This is a genomic window from Vibrio coralliirubri, assembly GCF_024347375.1.
Taxonomy (GTDB): domain Bacteria; phylum Pseudomonadota; class Gammaproteobacteria; order Enterobacterales; family Vibrionaceae; genus Vibrio; species Vibrio coralliirubri.
In genome coordinates, this window is record NZ_AP025470.1 from 3,376,206 (window position 1) to 3,392,810 (window position 16,605).

The following is a 16,605-nucleotide window of genomic DNA, read 5'->3' on the forward strand; positions in this document are numbered from 1 at the left end:
GATGTTACTGTAGGTTTTATTCTAAACGTCACCTGGGTGATGAATAGAACCCCCGATTAGGCGAAAGTTTATATTTTTCTGTGATGACCAAACCGCGTCACCACTGAAAGATTCTTTGTAATTTTTTTTCACGACGTATTATGCCGCATATGAAGAGCTGTACCTTGAGATAAATCAGGATTAGATTTCCTGATACAAGAATCGGTACTGACTCTAGCTCTAACATAATTAAATGTGAGCGATACCTGATAAATTCAAGTTCAAAAGATAGCGTTAAACCACTTTTTTTCCAAATACATTATAAAGGATGGCGTATGTGGATTCAGAAGACTATACACCTAAATGCACGAAAGCGTGGATTTCATCTCATTACTGATGAAATTGAACAACAGATACACGATATCAATTCTTTATCTGTTGGTTTATTACATCTTTTTATCCAACATACCTCAGCCAGCCTCACATTAAACGAGAACGCAGATCCTACCGTCCGTACTGATATGGAGTCGCACTTCAATAAGTTTGTTCCCGAGCGAGCGCCCTACTACAGACACACCTATGAAGGCGATGATGACATGCCTGCCCACATTAAAGCATCGACACTTGGCACCAGTGTGACAATACCGATTAGCAACGGTCGTTTAGCTTTAGGAACATGGCAGGGCATTTACTTAGGTGAGCATCGAGATTGTGGTGGAAGCCGTACTGTGATTGCGACTATTCAAGGTGAGTAATCATAACAACCAAAGAGTAATAAGCTCTTAATAAACAGCATGATAAGTACAAAAAAGGGTGACACGATTATGTATCACCCTTTAACAATAAGATAAATTTAACGGCTAAAACTTTGCTTAGTTTAGATAGGCTTAGAAAGGCTGGTTTATCATGACCCTAAAGGTCCCTTCGTCACCACCTCGAGCCAACTCAGCACGTACAACAATGCCTTCCACTTGGAAACGCACCGCGCCACCTAAGCTCCATTTCATGTCCGAGTGCAGTGTTTTGATGTCGTACTCATCCGCAACGCGCCCCAATTCAGCAAACGCTACCCATTGCCACCAAGGCAAGTCGTAGTAGTTAATCAACGGGATGTCGCCAAGTGGTTGCCAATCTGGAAGTACTCGGTACTCAGCAGAGTAATGAACCGCAGAGCGACCGTGATAACGACCTCCGGTATAACCTCGTAATCGATACAAGCCACCAAGTCGAGCTTGCTCCGTTTCTGGCGGACGAGCACAATCTTGCCCAGAGCAGTTATCCCACGTTGGCGTGTCAGCCGTATAGAAATCGAATGCTAAAACTTGTTGATCGAATAAGTCCCCTAAAGGACCTAAAGCAAAGTACTGACTATTTTGGAAAGTCCACTTGAGCCATAAGTCATCGTTAGACCAGCTATCTGCACCTGTGGTGAACTCAAGGTTAGTGTGAGAACCTCTGGTTGGGTTACGTGTGCTATCACGGTTATCCCAATCAAACGCCAAACTAAAGCCTGTCGCCTCCTCGGTATTATTTAAACCTTCCAACTCACGAGCGGTATAAAAAGGCGTAAATAGAATCGAACTGACACCCGATTCGACTGGCGAAGCAAAGCTCACATCTTTGATTGGCTGAAAAGCGCCGAGCAAGCCATGCTCCGCAACATTGCCCCAAGGTAGCAAATACTTAAACTCAAACTGATAGTTTTGCTCTAAGCCATCGGCAATGGTTTTGTCATCGATAGATGAATCGTTATCGCCTTGAGAACCAATGTAATACGGGTTGTCATTGAAGCGCGCTTGATACATCTGAGTGCTAAACAATACGTTCTCAGACAAGGCATAGTTAAAAGCCGATAGAAAGCCTACGTAACTGTCTTTGTCCGAATACAGTGCCATACCAAACAGAGCGGCTTGAGGTTGCCAAACACCCTTTGCGACACCCGCAACCCCAAAGGTGTTACCCATGGTTTCGGTGCTGAAGTAGAAAGGGACAAAGGCTGAATCTTTTTCTTCGCTCGCAGCGGAAGAAGAAAAGCTGACACCGAGTAATGTCATTACAGACATTAGCCAGTTTCGAGTCGTTCGCTTGAACATAATTTACTTTTCAAGACCCATGATTACTTCACATACTCCATCGCAACACGCGAAGTCAGCTTAGTAACTAACTCGTAAGCGATAGTGCCGATATGTTCAGCCACTTCTTCTGAAGGTAAATCTTTACCCCACAGAGTCGCTTCATCGCCGACTTTATCTGCCGCATCAGGGCCTAGATCAACCGTTAGCATGTCCATTGACACACGTCCTGCGATCGGTACTTTTCGACCGTTAACGAACACTGGAGTACCGTTAGGTGCAGTACGAGGATAACCATCACCATAACCAATCGCGATAACACCAACCTTGGTATCACGTTCACTGGTCCAGTTACCGCCATAACCCACACTTTCACCGGCTTTCACATCGCGAACTGCAATTAGGTGTGAGGTCAGGGTCATCACAGGCAAAAAGCCAAGCTCTTGCGCCGATTTATCCACAAACGGAGAGACACCGTAAGAGATGATTCCCGGACGAACCCAATCAAGGTGACTGTCTGGCCAAGCGAGTAAACCCGCCGAGGCAGCAAGTGAACGCTCACCTTCACAACCTTCAGTAAGCGACAAGAAAAGCTCTGTCTGTTCAACGGTGGTTGCTCTATCCAGCTCATCAGCACAACCGAAGTGGCTCATGTAACGTAGAGGTTTGGCAACATTCGTACATTGATGCAAACGCTCAACAAAGTTTTGGTATTGTTCAGGACGAACACCTAATCGGTGCATACCACTGTCGACCTTTAGCCATACCACAACGGGGGTTTCCAAATCCGCATTCTCTAGCGCGCTTAATTGCTCTTCACAATGCACTACAGTTTGAATGTTATTGGTCACCAAGATTGGTAAATCGCCCGAAGAGTAAAAACCTTCCAGCAACAAAATAGGTTTAACAATGCCACCAGCACGAAGTTGTAACGCTTCTTCAATACGCGCCACACCAAAAGCATCAGAGCTTTTTGAATGCTTGGCGATATGCAGTAAGCCGTGTCCGTAGCCATTGGCTTTCACAACAGACATGACCTTGCACAGAGGAGCCTTCGACTTTATCTGGTTCAGGTTATGTTCGAGCGCGTTTAAGTCAATGCTCGCCGTCGCCGCTTTCATGTAAGTCATTAGCGATTACTCATCATCAAATGCAGGGCCTGCATAGTTATCAAATCGGGAGTGTTGGCCTTGGAACGTAAGACGAACCGAACCGATCGGACCGTTACGTTGCTTACCAAGGATAATCTCAGCAATGCCTTTCAATGAGCTATCTGGGTTATAAACCTCATCACGATAGATGAACATGATCAAATCGGCATCTTGCTCAATCGAACCTGATTCACGCAAGTCCGAGTTTACTGGGCGCTTATCAGCACGTTGCTCTAGGGAACGGTTAAGCTGAGAAAGTGCTACAACAGGAACGTTCAGCTCTTTTGCCAGCGCTTTCAATGAGCGAGAAATCTCGGCGATCTCAAGAGTACGGTTATCAGATAACGAGGGTACACGCATTAATTGAAGGTAATCTATCATGATCATAGAGATACCATCGTGTTCACGAGCGATACGTCGAGCACGAGAACGCACCTCTGTTGGCGTTAGACCCGAGCTGTCATCGATATACATATTCTTCTTATCCATCAGAATACCCATACTCGACGAAATACGAGCCCAATCTTCATCGTCTAACTGGCCAGTACGAATCTTGGTTTGGTCTACGCGAGAAAGTGACGCAAGCATACGCATCATCAGCTGTTCGGCTGGCATCTCTAGCGAGAAGATTAAAACCGGTTTGTCTTGCTTCATTGCTGCGTTTTCACACAAGTTCATCGCAAACGTGGTTTTACCCATCGATGGACGAGCAGCAACAATAATTAAGTCAGAGCCTTGTAGACCTGCTGTTTTCTTATTGAGGTCGTTGAAACCCGTATCGACACCTGTCACACCATCTTGCGGCGTTTTGTACAGGATCTCGATACGCTCTAGTGTCTTCTCTAGAATGCTATCAACGTTTTGTGGACCTTCGTTTTCACTTGCACGGCCTTCGGCAATCGCGAAGACTTTACTCTCAGCCAGATCAACAAGTTCTTCCGATGTACGACCTTGAGGGTCATAACCAGAATCAGCAATCTCATTCGCGACACCAATCAGGCTACGAACAAGTGCACGTTGCGCCACGATATCCGCATACGCATTGATGTTTGCGGCACTTGGTGTGTTTTTCGCTAGGTCAGCTAGGTAAGCAAAGCCACCCACTTCTTCAAGTTGCTCACGCAGCTCTAAATGTTCAGAGAGTGTAATAAGATCCAGAGGAGAACTTTCTTCAAGGATATCCTTTACCGCTTCAAAGATCAGACGGTGAGGACGGCTATAAAAGTCTTTGGCCACAACCTTTTCGGCAACCGTATCCCAGCGTTCGTTATCCAATAACAAACCGCCAATAACAGATTGCTCAGCTTCTAATGAATGTGGCGGGACCTTGATGGCGTCCACCTGATCGTTGGCTGATTTCTGACTTTTGGTATCCACTATGACTACACTCAATAACTAATAATGATCGTTCATTATACCCAAGAACATCCGTTTGTAATCCGATCCTATGAGTTTGTTTTATTCTTCAGGAAGAATTTACCTATTGCTGACGGAATTAACCAAGGGTAGCATTACGATCCTGCCATTCACTCACTGTATAACTAGAGGTATGCGTGTCCAAATTATTGGCTCTGAGCACTGGTCTTCTAAGCACTGGTCTCCTGAGCGCTCCGATGGCCTTAGCTGATGATGCTAAAGCCTCTGTTGATGCAATCCTCGACTCTATAGTAGTTCCAGAACCTACTGCTGAGCCGATCGTCGTTGCACCGACACCTGAAGAAAAAGATATGGATATCGCACCGAATGATACTAGTGATACAGAACTGCCGAGCCCGCTAAAAACGGAAGTCGAATTTGGATATCAGTCGCATACTGGTAACTCTGATTCACGATCGCTTAACGCACGCCTTAACGGTGAGTACACGGCTGGCCGTCATAGAACCAGTGGTGAATGGAAATACTACAACCTCTACAAAGATGGCGAAGAAGATAAAAGACAATCGACTTACTCAGCTCAGAGTGACTACAAGTTAAGCCCTAAAACCTACCTTTACGGCAGCTTTAAAGGAGTCGACTCGCGATACAGTGCTTACTTTAAGGACTACACAATTTCGAGTGGTCTGGGTTACCAGTTTTCGAATACCGAAGAGTTTGTGTTGGAAGTCGAAGTGGGCCCAGGTTTTCGTTACCAAGAACCTAACCTTGATGAATTAGACGACGATGACATCATCTTCCCTGAGATTGTTGAAGAGGCAATTTTCCGTGGCAACGTGAATACGTCATGGCAGGTGTTGAAGAATTTGCAGCTCAAGGCCGACGTGACGCTTGTCTCTGGTCACAGTAACCTAAAGTTTGATACTGAACTAGAAGCCATCAACGATATTACTGACAATATCGCGCTGAAGATCGCTCACTCTCGCCAGTACCACGATAAAGTGCCTGAAGGGTTAAGCAAAGAAGACTCTGTTCTATCTATCAACTTGCTCTTCCAGTTCTAATCTTAGGCCACCTCTAACCTTCAGAACGGCTTGTTCAGCAATAACAGCTTATGGATCACCGTAAGCTTTTTACCTATTGTAGCCCTCCCTTGTTCTTTCCTATATTTCAGACATAAAAAAACACCAGCCGAAGCTGGTGTTTAAAACTTTCAAAAGAAAGAATTCGTCTTGGTACTGAAATTACTCAGCTGCAACGATAGCGATTTTCGCAGTAGCAAAAACTTCAGAGTGAAGTTGGATGCTTACTTCGAATTCGCCGATGTTACGTAGAGCGCCTTCAGGTAGGCGTACTTCGCTCTTAGCTACTGCAACACCTGCCGCTGTAATAGCGTCAGCGATGTCACGAGTACCGATAGAACCGAATAGTTTACCTTCGTCACCAGCTTTAGAAGCGATTGAAACGCCTTCTAGAGTGTTAACGTTCTCTGCACGAGCTTCAGCAGCAGCTAGTTGCTCAGCAACTTTAGCTTCTAGTTCAGCACGACGAGTTTCGAACATAGCAACGTTGTCTTTAGTTGCCATAACTGCTTTACCCTGTGGGATAAGGAAGTTACGAGCGTAACCAGATTTAACGTTTACTTGGTCGCCAAGGCCACCTAGGTTACCGATCTTATCAAGTAGAATAACTTGCATTATCTTAGTCCTCTTAAACTATTATTAACTATTACCGATTACTGATGCTTGTCAGTGTACGGTAGTAGAGCTAGGTAACGAGAACGCTTGATAGCGCGAGCTAGTTGACGCTGGTACTTAGCGCTTGTACCAGTGATACGGCTAGGTACGATTTTACCAGCTTCAGTGATGTAGTTTTTAAGAGTTGCTACGTCTTTGTAGTCAATCTCTTGTACGCCTTCTGCAGTGAAACGGCAGAATTTACGACGACGGAAGAAACGAGCCATGGGCTATCTCCTGATCTTAAATTTAGTAAAGCGGTCTTTCACAATTATCGAAATAACTATCAATGACCTAAAACAAGTTGAGAATTTTTTAAGGCGTTAAGCCAAAAAAGAATTACTCAGCAGCTGCTTCTGGTTTAGCTTCTGTACGCTCTTCGCGACGAGGAGCACGCTCTGCACGCTCTTCTTTTTGCTTAAGCATAATAGATTGCTCAGTCACAGCGCCTTTAGTGCGCATGATCATGTTACGTAGAACTGCATCGTTGAAACGGAAAGCAGTTTCTAGCTCGTCAATCACTTCTTGACCAGCTTCAACGTTCATAAGAACGTAGTGAGCTTTGTGAAGCTTGTTGATTGGGTAAGCCATTTGACGACGACCCCAGTCTTCTAGACGGTGGATAGTACCGCCAGCTTCAGTGATAGAACCAGTGTAACGCTCGATCATGCCAGCAACTTGCTCGCTTTGATCAGGGTGAACCATGAATACGATTTCGTAATGACGCATTTGGTTGCTCCTTACGGATTATTAGCTTCCACGAGTGGCCCGGTCGTCCAGAGGAAGCAAGGAACTAAAGATAAATGACCGAGTTTTAAGGACGGCAAATATTATAGAAAGAACCCTGTATTGGCAAGCGGTATTTGGCGAATAATGAGACAGTTTTCCTTTCGCCATCTAGCCATCTGTGATTCTGTCAATTTGTCACTCTATGCCCTAAAAACAAACGCCCACCAACAAGTGGTGAGCGTTAATAAATTCATAGACTTAAAGTCGTTTTGTCTTTTAACTCAGCTTTACACTATTGAGCTAGGCGCTGACGTACCGCTTCGAACAGACAGATGCCTGATGCTACCGAAACGTTTAGGCTCGACACGCTGCCTGCCATTGGGATCTTAATTAGGTCATCACAGGTTTCACGCGTTAGACGACGCATACCGTCACCTTCTGCACCCATAACTACCGCAAGAGGGCCTGTTAGCTTCGCTTGATAGATATCATGTGTTGCTTCACCTGCCGTACCCACAAACCATACGCCCTGCTCTTGCAGTGCACGCATTGTGCGAGCTAGGTTTGTTACACGTACTAACGGAACCGTTTCAGCCGCACCACACGCAACCTTGCTTACCGTTGCGGTTAACGGCGAAGAGCGATCTTTCGGTACAATAACAGCAGCAACACCTGCGGCATCCGCGTTACGCAGACAAGCGCCTAGGTTATGAGGGTCTGTTACGCCATCTAGAACCAACAGCAAAGGCTGTTCGTGCTGTGCTAGGATATCGTCTAGGTGAGTTTCATTAAGCTGCTTAGCAGGCTTCACCTTAGCAATAAGACCTTGGTGATTCGCACCTTGTGCTTTTTCATCCAACGGCTTACGACCCATCTGCTGAATCGACACACCAAACTGTTGCAGTTGGTTCAGTAATGGAAGAAGTCGCTCGTCTTGGCGACCTTTCAGTACATACGCTTCGATAAAACGTGCAGGATCTTTTTCTAGTACGGCTTTCACCGCGTGAATACCGTAAATAAATTCGTTACTCATTGTCTCAAGTTACTCTTATTGCTCAGAGAAGAATGACATCAATGCCGATGCATCCCTCTCTGTGTTGTTCATTTCGAGAGTATGCGTCTTGCGCCTGATACTCTCGCATTAAATTAAATCAGTTAGGCACTAAACCTGATTAGCAAAGCGCCCTATTAGCCTTAAGATTTATCAGTTTTAAGACTTATCAGCCTTTGGCTTACGGCTTGCAGCACGCTTTTTCTTAGCGCGAGCTTTAGCAGCACCGGTTTTATTCGCTGGCTTTTTCTTCTTAGCAGGGCCTTCGCTGCTTCCGTCAGGTCGCTTAGTTGGCTCAACCATCGGCTTCGCTGATACGCCCGGCTTATTACTCTTCACTACTGAGCGCTTCTTGCTTTTCGCCTTTTTCATCGCTTCGGCTGCACGCTTCTTGGCTGTTTTGCCTTTACCACGCGGCTGACGATCGGTGTCTTCTAAATCAAAGTCGATTTGACGAGTTTCTAAGTTAACCGCAGAAACCTTCACTTTCACCGAATCACCCAAACGGTAGATATTACCAGAGCTTTCACCCACTAGACGCTGACCAACAGCATCAAATTGGTAGTAATCATTCGCTAGCGCTGAGATATGTACCAATCCATCAATGTGCAGCTCAGTTAGACGAACAAAGAAGCCAAAACCAGTCACGTTGGCAATTACGCCATCCATCACTTCGCCGACATGGTCTTGCATGTATTCACACTTCAACCAGTCGTTTACTTCACGTGTTGCGTCATCAGCACGACGCTCAGTCATTGAACACTGCTCGCCGTAGAAGTCCATATCATCGAAAGTGTAGTGGTAACCACCGGTTGGCGTCCAACGTTCGCTGTTACGACCGCCTTCTTTCGCAATAAGGTACTTAATCGCACGGTGCAATAGCAAGTCAGGGTAACGACGAATCGGCGAGGTAAAGTGAGCATAGCGTTTAAGGGCTAAACCAAAGTGACCCGCGTTATCCGCGTTGTAGACCGCTTGCTTCATTGAACGAAGTAGCATGGTTTGGATTAACTCACGGTCTTCACGTTCGTTTATCTGTTGCATCAATTGTGCATAGTCTACTGGAGATGGCGAGAGACCACCTTCCAACGTTAAACCTAATTCACTTAAGAAGCTCTTGAAGCCCATTAAGCGCTCTTCGCCCGGAGTTTCGTGAACACGGTAGAGAGCAGGCTCTTTCGCTTTCTCTACGTAAGATGCCGATGCGATGTTCGCCAGAATCATACACTCTTCGATGATCTTGTGTGCATCGTTACGGATTACCGGTTCAATGCGGTCGATCTTACGATCCGCATTGAAGATAAATTTGGTTTCTACCGTTTCAAACTCAATCGCGCCACGCTCATCACGCGTTTTCTTAAGAACTTTGTACATCTTGTGCAGTTCTTCAAGATGCGGTACTTCTGGCTCGTAACGCTCACGAAGCTCTTCATTGCCATCTAAGATCGCGCCTACTTTATTGTAAGTAAGACGAGCATGAGAGTTCATTACCGCTTCGTAGTGCTTGTACCCCGACAGCTTACCTTTGTCTGAGATAGTCATCTCACACACCATACATAAACGGTCTACTTGAGGGTTCAATGAACACAAACCATTTGAAAGCACTTCAGGCAGCATTGGGACAACTTGTGACGGGAAGTATACCGAGTTACCACGGTTAATCGCTTCTTTGTCTAGCGCTGTATCTGGGCGAACGTAGTAACTTACGTCAGCAATCGCTACCCATAGACGCCAGCCGCCGCCTTTCTTCGCTTCACAGTAAACCGCATCATCGAAGTCACGCGCATCTTCACCATCAATGGTAACCAATGGCAGTTTACGCAGGTCCACACGTCCTTCTTTTGCTTCTTCAGGAACATGCTCACCTAGGTTTTCGATTTGTTTATCTACTGCTTCAGGCCACTCTTGTGGGATCTGGTGAGTACGGATCGCAATCTGCGTTTCCATACCCGGCGCCATATTTTCACCAAGAACTTCAGTTACTTTACCCATCATGTTACGAGAACGACCACCGCGATCCGTAATCTCAATCACAACCACATTACCCATTCGAGCACCGCCTTTATGCTCAGTAGGGATCTGGATGTCGTGACTAATACGCGAATCATCAGCAACAACGTAAGAATGGCCGTACTCTAGGAAGAAGCGACCAACAAGTGGCGTTTTACGCTCTTCAAGTACACGAACCAAGCGACCTTCACGACGGCCACGCTTACTGTTGTCAGTAGGCTGAACCAATACGTAATCACCGTGCATGATGGTTTTCATCTGATGATGTGGCAGCACGATATCATTGTCTTTACCCACACTACCGTCTGGGCGAACCCAACCATGACCGTCTTTATGACCAATCACATAGCCTTTGATCAGTTCCATCTTCTCAGGCAATGCGTAGCACTGACGACGAGTAAAGATAAGCTGTCCATCACGCTCCATTGCACGTAAACGACGACGCAGCCCTTCATATTGTTCCTCTCCAGCAAGACCCAAAGCTTCGAATAGATCGTTGCGGTTCATCGGAATATTCGCGTCTGTTAGAAACGAAATAATGAACTCTCGGCTTGGTACTGGGTTATCGTAATTTTTCGACTCTCGGTCGGCAAAAGGATCAACAGTGGTTGTCGCTGTCGTATTTTCTGACGTTGGTGTGTTTTTTGACATAGGCGGGCCTGCTTAAGCAAGGAAGGTATATACCCCTAGTATATCTGATGCTAGGGGTAAGCTACAGATATGCTTTAGAAAACACTCAAATAACCTCAGATTGATACATATCTTCACTTTGTGAAACATCGCTTCATAGACGTGGACTATCATCAAAATTTCAAGCAAACGATAAAACAAACGTTTGCGCCATGAATGAAATACACTATTATCCACGCACTTTACCAACTCCTGTTCTGAGTATGATATGAAACTAAAACGCACTTTATTGGCTTCAGCTATGGCGAGCCTAGCGCTGTTCCCATTCGCAAGTTCGGCAATGGAAAAAGCTGACCTGATGATTACCGATGCGATGGTTCTGACCATGAACCAAGACAAAACGGTTTATGAAAGCGGTACTGTTGTGGTCAAAGACAACAAAATCATTGCGGTTGGTGATGCTTCATTAGAGAAGCAGTACCAAGCTAAGCAAGTGTTAGACGTGGATGGCGATATCGTAATGCCGGGTCTCATCAATACTCATACTCATGTATCAATGACAGTTTTTCGTTCGTTGGCCGATGATGTGCCAGATCGCCTGCACCGCTACATCTTCCCACTAGAGAAGAAGCTAGTATCGCGAGACATGGTACGCATTGGTGCCAACCTAGGTAACGTTGAAATGGTGAAAGGCGGTGTCACGACTTACGCCGACATGTACTACTTCGAAGATGAAGTCGCAAAAACCGTCGATAAAATCGGTATGCGTGCCATCCTTGGTGAAACGGTGATTAAGTTCCCTGTAGCCGATGCGGCTAACGCCGAAGAAGGCATTAAGTACGCGTTGAATTTTATTGAAGAGTACAAAGATCACCCACGCATCACACCAGCGTTTGCCCCGCATGCGCCTTACACCAACACCACAGAGATCCTTCAGAAAATATCTAAACTATCCCTAGAATTAGATGTTCCAGTAATGATTCACCTTGCAGAATCACACCGTGAAGAAGAGAAAATCGCAGAGCGTTCTGATGGGTTATCTCCGGTTCAATACATGGACAGCATTGGCGCACTCAATAAAAACTTGGTGGGTGCACACATGATCCTCGTTGACGATCATGATATCGAATTAGTGAAGAAATCGGATATGGGCGTGGCTCATAACATGAGTGCTAACATCAAGTCAGCAAAAGGCGTATCACCTGCGCTTAAGATGTATGACGAGAACGTACGTATCGGTTTAGGTACCGATGGCCCAATGTCTGGTAACACGCTGAGCACCATTGATGAATTCAACCAAGTGGCTAAGGTTCATAAGCTAGTTAACAAAGATCGTGCTGCGATGCCGCCGATCAAAGTGATCGACATGGCGACAATGGGCGCAGCAAAAGCGCTGCATATGGAAGATAAGATCGGCTCTCTTGAAGCTGGCAAACTGGCCGACATCATAGTGATCGATACTAAAGCGCCAAACATGGTTCCGGTCTACAACCCATACTCAGCACTGGTGTACTCAGCTAACTCGGGTAACGTTCGCCACTCCATCGTTGATGGTAAGATCATCATGCAAGATCGCGACATGCTAACGGTAGACGAAGACAAGATTCGCCAAGAAGCACTCGATTTCACCAAGGTTGTTCGTGAAACGGTAATTGAGTCTGGTGAGGTTGTTCAATAAACTCGCTATCGAATAGCATGACCATCTAAACGTAAAAAGCCCCGCACTAACTAAATTAGGCGGGGCTTTTTAAATCTTGTTTCCTGTAACAATGAGTGCAGGGATCATTACAGGTTTTTGTTCGGTATTACCAGAATACGTCTCGACGTTTTGCTCGAGCAATAATATTGTCTGGCATTCTCTGTTCCAGACCGCTACGAAGCACAGTGATACGTCTGTGTTGTCTTTGATCTGCGGTTACCGAGTTATACAACCAACGGTAAGCATCTTCGTAATCCAATGGGCTACCGTAGTCACGTAACAAGAGTTCCGCTAAGTGAATGCTCGCGCTTAAGTTACCCATAGAGGCTGCTTCACGTAGATACGGAATCGCACGCTCTTGATCTTGTTGTACCAAAGTACCACGAGAGTAATAACGACCTAACTGCTCTAATGCAGCGGGTAAACCTTGATGTGCCGCGTTTTCCATATAGTAAAGGCCAAGCTCTACATCTTGTGGAACACACACACCCCAAGCCAACATATCACCGTATAAAAACTCATAAGAAGGCAAGCTAATACGCGTTGCGCGAGCAACGATATCTTCAACTAACTGGCACTTATCAGCTTTAACTCGCTCTAGATGTTGATTATTTTCGATTAAATTAATCAGTTCAGCTTCTGTATATATTGGAACGGGCTCTCCCACATCAGCCAAATTTGCATGACTCAAGGGTGAGCTCAGCGCCATTATTAATGAAGCTGCCACAATTCGTAGCTTCATACCTGCACTCTATTATCTGTCGCTAAAGTTAATCTATTAAGGGATGCAGAGGATTTCTACACGCACAAAACAGGGTGAACTTCACTTTCCATGATATCTGTATCGGCAATAACCCCGACGGCTTTAGACAAAACTTGCCGCTAATGGGCAATATTTTGCCTGATGGCGTTCAAAAGATCATCAAAGACGACTTCGTTTTCAAATTACAGGTACAAAAAAGCCGACTTAATAAAGTCGGCTTTTAAAAACGATTTAATTATCAAAGCACTTTATGTGCTGTGGTAATCACTCAACGGGCATTACGCGCCGTATGGGTGAACCTTAATGATAGTTTCGTTACGATCTGGGCCAGTTGATACGATATCAATTGGAACGCCAGTTAGGTCTTCGATACGCTTGATGTAATCTAGAGCTGCTTGTGGAAGCGCGTCGATAGATTTAGCACCAAATGTGTTTTCAGACCAACCAGGCATTGTTTCGTAGATTGGCGTCGCTTCTTCGAATGACTCAGCAGCCATTGGAGAAACTTCTAGGATAGAACCATCTTTCATCTTGTAACCAGTACAGATTTTTAGTTCTTCTAGGCCATCTAGAACGTCTAGTTTAGTTAGACACATACCAGATAGAGAGTTGATTTGGATTGCACGACGCATAGCAACAGCATCGAACCAACCAGTACGACGTAGACGACCAGTTGTTGCGCCAAACTCGTGACCAACATCGCCTAGGTGTTTACCAACTGGGTCTTGCTTCTCAAGGCCATCGTATAGTTCAGTTGGGAATGGACCTGAACCAACACGAGTACAGTAAGCCTTAGTAATACCAAGGATGTAACCGATGTGACGAGGACCGAAACCAGAACCTGCAGCAACACCACCAGCAGTAGTGTTAGAAGACGTTACGTATGGGTAAGTACCGTGGTCGATATCTAGTAGCGTACCTTGAGCACCTTCGAACATGATCTTGTCGCCGCGCTTACGTGCTGCGTCTAGTTCGTCAGTTACGTCGATAACCATCGCAGTTAACATATCTGCGTAGCTCATCGCTTGCTCAAGAACTTCTTCGTAGCTTACTGTTTCAGCTTTGTAGAAGTGCTCTAGTTGGAAGTTGTGGAATTCCATAACTTCTTTTAGCTTCTCAGCAAATGCTTCTTTATCGAAAAGGTCGCCAACGCGTAGACCGCGACGAGCAACTTTATCTTCGTAAGCAGGACCGATACCACGACCCGTTGTACCGATAGCTTTAGCGCCACGAGCGATTTCACGCGCGTTGTCGATTGCAATGTGGTACGGAAGAATTAGAGGACAAGCTTCAGAGATGAAAAGACGTTCACGTACTGGAATACCGCGATCTTCAAGAGGCTTCATTTCTTTAAGAAGTGCGTCAGGCGATAATACTACACCGTTACCAATAACACATTTAACGTTATTACGTAGGATGCCTGATGGAATTAAGTGAAGAACGGTTTTTTCACCGTCAATTACAAGTGTGTGACCTGCATTGTGACCGCCTTGGTAGCGAACCACGTATTTTGCATCTTCAGTTAAAAGGTCAACGATTTTACCTTTACCTTCATCACCCCATTGGGTGCCTAGAACGACTACGTTATTTCCCATCTTTCCAATTTCTGTTGCTAATTAAAAATGGATTCTAGCACTGAATCACACTTCTTGCAGTCACTTTTTGTTCATAAACGTTAACGCTGTACAAAAATAAACCAGCCATAACTGGGGGCAGATGTGTAAAGATACTGATATCATTGCTTTTTTACAGACAAAAGGCAGAACCATGTCTCAATCAATTTGGCTCGCTATTGGGCTCGTACTTATTGTGGAAGGGCTCGGCCCCTTGATTGCACCCAATGGCTGGAGAAACATGGTCGCACAACTGAGCGAGCAACCAGACACGCAACTGCGCCGCATTGGAGGCTGTCTTGTGGTGGCTGGAGCGGTTATCGCTTTCATGACCTACCGCTAGGTTTCTATAAGTAGAACGCTGTTGAGCGCCTTCCCTTGCCCCAATAGTGAATCCACAAACATGTCTCCTCCTGAAATAAGTCATAGTGACCCGTCCTGATATGGGTTGACACTTGATTGACTAAAACGCTCGATGTACTTCATCGGGCGTTTTGTATTTTAGAGCTGTGTGAGGCCTATATTCATTATAGATTTTTACTGATTCGGCAACTATTTTCTTTGCTTCATCTAAATCATTAGGCTTATTCAACAGATACTCCATCTTCAGTATTCCGTTGATCCTCTCTGCCAACGCATTCTGATAACAGTCATAGCCATCAGTCATTGAGCAAGATACACCATACTGTCGATGCAACTCTTGGTATTCAACAGAGCAGTACTGAACACCTCTATCTGAGTGATGGACAAGCTCACCTGTATTCTTCCGCCCTTTCAACGCGTTTAAAAAGGCCTGCTTGACCGTGCGAGCTTTCATATCATCACCTATGTGATAGCCCACGATTTTTCTTGAGTAAGCGTCCGTCACTAAACTGAGATAAGTACTACCACGCCGCGTTGCTAGATAAGTAATATCGGCAACCCATAATTGCTCTGGTCTTTCAGGTATTAAGCCTTCTTTGACACGATTCGGATGGCAGTAAAAGCGATGATTACTGTTTGTGGTTCGATGATAAGCCCTTCGATTCTGCACTAATAATCGATTCATTCTCAGCAGAGAGAATAAGCGGTCTCGCCCGATTTTAATATCGTTCTGAGCAAGTAAATACTTGATCTTACGAGTCCCTATACGAGGGTGCATCATCCTTTGCTCTTTCACAAAACCGAGTACTGATTCATCTTTCTTTGTCTGATGAATTTCTGCAACACAGCGCTTGTAGAAAGCTTGTCGTGTAATACCTATGAAGTGACAAGCTTTAGTGACGGTCAACTTTCTGACCGTTTTTTCCTTAATAACTCGGCCTTGCGCTTCTTTGAGATTCGGACACCGAAATCTCGATCCATGACTTTTACAACCGCTTCAAAGAACTCTGCTTTGATCTGAGTCTCTTCTAATTGCTGCTCGAGTTCTTTGATTCGTTGCTCTGGGGTTTGAGTTGAGGAAGAGTTTGACATAGTCGCTCCTAACGGTCTCGATTGTTCTATTCCTTTAGACCAATCTAGTTGACCATGTTTGCGAAGCCAAACTAAAACGGTAGAGCGCCCTTGGATCCCATAACGTTCTTGAGCTTGCTTATAAGTCATTTCGCCTTTTTCAACTTGGCTTACGACTGCCAATTTAAAGGCAAGAGAATAATCTCGTTGAGTACGTCTACTTGTTGTTTTCATGACACTCTCCAATTTCATGTTGGAAATGTGTCAACCATATTTAGGACGGTACATAGAAAACAAAAAGGCTCCCACAATGGGAGCCTTTTAAGTTTTAAAGTATTTTGCTTATTGAGCTAAGCATTCGCTA

General features: G+C 45.2%; 16 protein-coding genes. 5 read left to right on the top strand and 11 right to left on the bottom strand.

Annotation, left to right across the window (positions count from 1 at the left end; all coding sequences use genetic code 11):
- Positions 1-314: 314 nt before the first annotated feature.
- Positions 315-734 carry a secondary thiamine-phosphate synthase enzyme YjbQ gene (locus OCV20_RS15210; protein WP_004735849.1) on the top strand — a complete coding sequence of 140 codons (420 nt, stop codon included), beginning with the start codon at positions 315-317 and terminating at the stop codon, positions 732-734.
- Positions 735-866: 132 nt separating this feature from the next.
- Here OCV20_RS15210 and OCV20_RS15215 read toward each other — a convergent pair whose 3' ends face one another.
- Genes OCV20_RS15215 through OCV20_RS15225 form a run of 3 tightly spaced genes read right to left on the bottom strand, consistent with a single transcriptional unit; the run spans position 867 to position 4,579 of the window.
- Complete coding sequence (locus tag OCV20_RS15215; RefSeq protein ID WP_086774850.1) at positions 867-2,072, bottom strand: BamA/TamA family outer membrane protein; 1,206 nt, start codon at positions 2,070-2,072, stop codon at positions 867-869.
- A 23-nt stretch (positions 2,073-2,095) separates the two neighbouring features.
- Positions 2,096-3,181 (bottom strand): alanine racemase, encoded by a 1,086-nt coding sequence (gene alr / locus OCV20_RS15220; RefSeq protein ID WP_086774849.1) that lies wholly within the window; start codon positions 3,179-3,181, stop codon positions 2,096-2,098.
- A 6-nt stretch (positions 3,182-3,187) separates the two neighbouring features.
- A complete protein-coding gene (locus OCV20_RS15225) occupies positions 3,188-4,579 on the bottom strand; it encodes a replicative DNA helicase (protein WP_016767560.1) in 1,392 nt (463 codons plus the stop codon).
- Positions 4,580-4,755: 176 nt separating this feature from the next.
- Between OCV20_RS15225 and OCV20_RS15230 the strand changes: the two genes are divergently transcribed.
- Positions 4,756-5,640 (top strand): DUF481 domain-containing protein, encoded by an 885-nt coding sequence (locus tag OCV20_RS15230; RefSeq protein WP_086774848.1) that lies wholly within the window; start codon positions 4,756-4,758, stop codon positions 5,638-5,640.
- A gap of 180 nt (positions 5,641-5,820) precedes the next feature.
- Here the strand turns inward: OCV20_RS15230 and rplI are convergent, their stop codons facing one another.
- The 5 genes from rplI to rnr form a co-directional block, all read right to left on the bottom strand.
- The gene (gene rplI, locus OCV20_RS15235) at positions 5,821-6,273 is read right to left on the bottom strand and encodes a 50S ribosomal protein L9 (protein WP_048610692.1); all 453 of its coding nucleotides are present in this window, start codon (positions 6,271-6,273) and stop codon (positions 5,821-5,823) included.
- 38 nt (positions 6,274-6,311) lie between these two features.
- Positions 6,312-6,539: a 30S ribosomal protein S18 gene (gene rpsR, locus OCV20_RS15240; protein ID WP_000090472.1), complete on the bottom strand. Its 228-nt coding sequence runs from the start codon at positions 6,537-6,539 to the stop codon at positions 6,312-6,314.
- Between the two features lie 112 nt (positions 6,540-6,651).
- A complete protein-coding gene (gene rpsF, locus OCV20_RS15245; protein WP_004741278.1) occupies positions 6,652-7,041 on the bottom strand; it encodes a 30S ribosomal protein S6 in 390 nt (129 codons plus the stop codon).
- 292 nt (positions 7,042-7,333) lie between these two features.
- Positions 7,334-8,074 (bottom strand): 23S rRNA (guanosine(2251)-2'-O)-methyltransferase RlmB, encoded by a 741-nt coding sequence (gene rlmB, locus OCV20_RS15250; protein WP_017063180.1) that lies wholly within the window; start codon positions 8,072-8,074, stop codon positions 7,334-7,336.
- Between the two features lie 177 nt (positions 8,075-8,251).
- Positions 8,252-10,753, bottom strand: coding sequence for a ribonuclease R (gene rnr, locus OCV20_RS15255; RefSeq protein ID WP_065677855.1), 2,502 nt, complete (start codon positions 10,751-10,753; stop codon positions 8,252-8,254).
- Positions 10,754-11,000: 247 nt separating this feature from the next.
- Here rnr and OCV20_RS15260 point away from each other — a divergent pair, with 247 nt between their 5' ends.
- The gene (locus OCV20_RS15260; RefSeq protein WP_017063178.1) at positions 11,001-12,410 is read left to right on the top strand and encodes an amidohydrolase; all 1,410 of its coding nucleotides are present in this window, start codon (positions 11,001-11,003) and stop codon (positions 12,408-12,410) included.
- Positions 12,411-12,537: 127 nt separating this feature from the next.
- Here the strand turns inward: OCV20_RS15260 and motX are convergent, their stop codons facing one another.
- Positions 12,538-13,173 (bottom strand): flagellar protein MotX, encoded by a 636-nt coding sequence (gene motX, locus OCV20_RS15265; RefSeq protein ID WP_017063177.1) that lies wholly within the window; start codon positions 13,171-13,173, stop codon positions 12,538-12,540.
- A gap of 74 nt (positions 13,174-13,247) precedes the next feature.
- Here motX and OCV20_RS15270 point away from each other — a divergent pair, with 74 nt between their 5' ends.
- Positions 13,248-13,418, top strand: coding sequence for a hypothetical protein (locus OCV20_RS15270; RefSeq protein ID WP_261881416.1), 171 nt, complete (start codon positions 13,248-13,250; stop codon positions 13,416-13,418).
- 54 nt (positions 13,419-13,472) lie between these two features.
- Here the strand turns inward: OCV20_RS15270 and OCV20_RS15275 are convergent, their stop codons facing one another.
- Positions 13,473-14,789 carry an adenylosuccinate synthase gene (locus tag OCV20_RS15275; protein WP_010434108.1) on the bottom strand — a complete coding sequence of 439 codons (1,317 nt, stop codon included), beginning with the start codon at positions 14,787-14,789 and terminating at the stop codon, positions 13,473-13,475.
- A 172-nt stretch (positions 14,790-14,961) separates the two neighbouring features.
- Here OCV20_RS15275 and OCV20_RS15280 point away from each other — a divergent pair, with 172 nt between their 5' ends.
- Positions 14,962-15,150, top strand: coding sequence for a DUF2065 domain-containing protein (locus OCV20_RS15280; RefSeq protein WP_010434105.1), 189 nt, complete (start codon positions 14,962-14,964; stop codon positions 15,148-15,150).
- A 120-nt stretch (positions 15,151-15,270) separates the two neighbouring features.
- Here the strand turns inward: OCV20_RS15280 and OCV20_RS15285 are convergent.
- Positions 15,271-16,475, bottom strand: a protein-coding gene (locus OCV20_RS15285) for an IS3 family transposase (RefSeq protein WP_261881417.1) whose coding sequence is annotated in 2 segments (ribosomal slippage) — positions 15,271-16,088 and positions 16,088-16,475 — 1,206 coding nt in all. Because the reading frame shifts where the segments join, the coding sequence is not laid out codon by codon here.
- Positions 16,476-16,605: the final 130 nt, after the last annotated feature.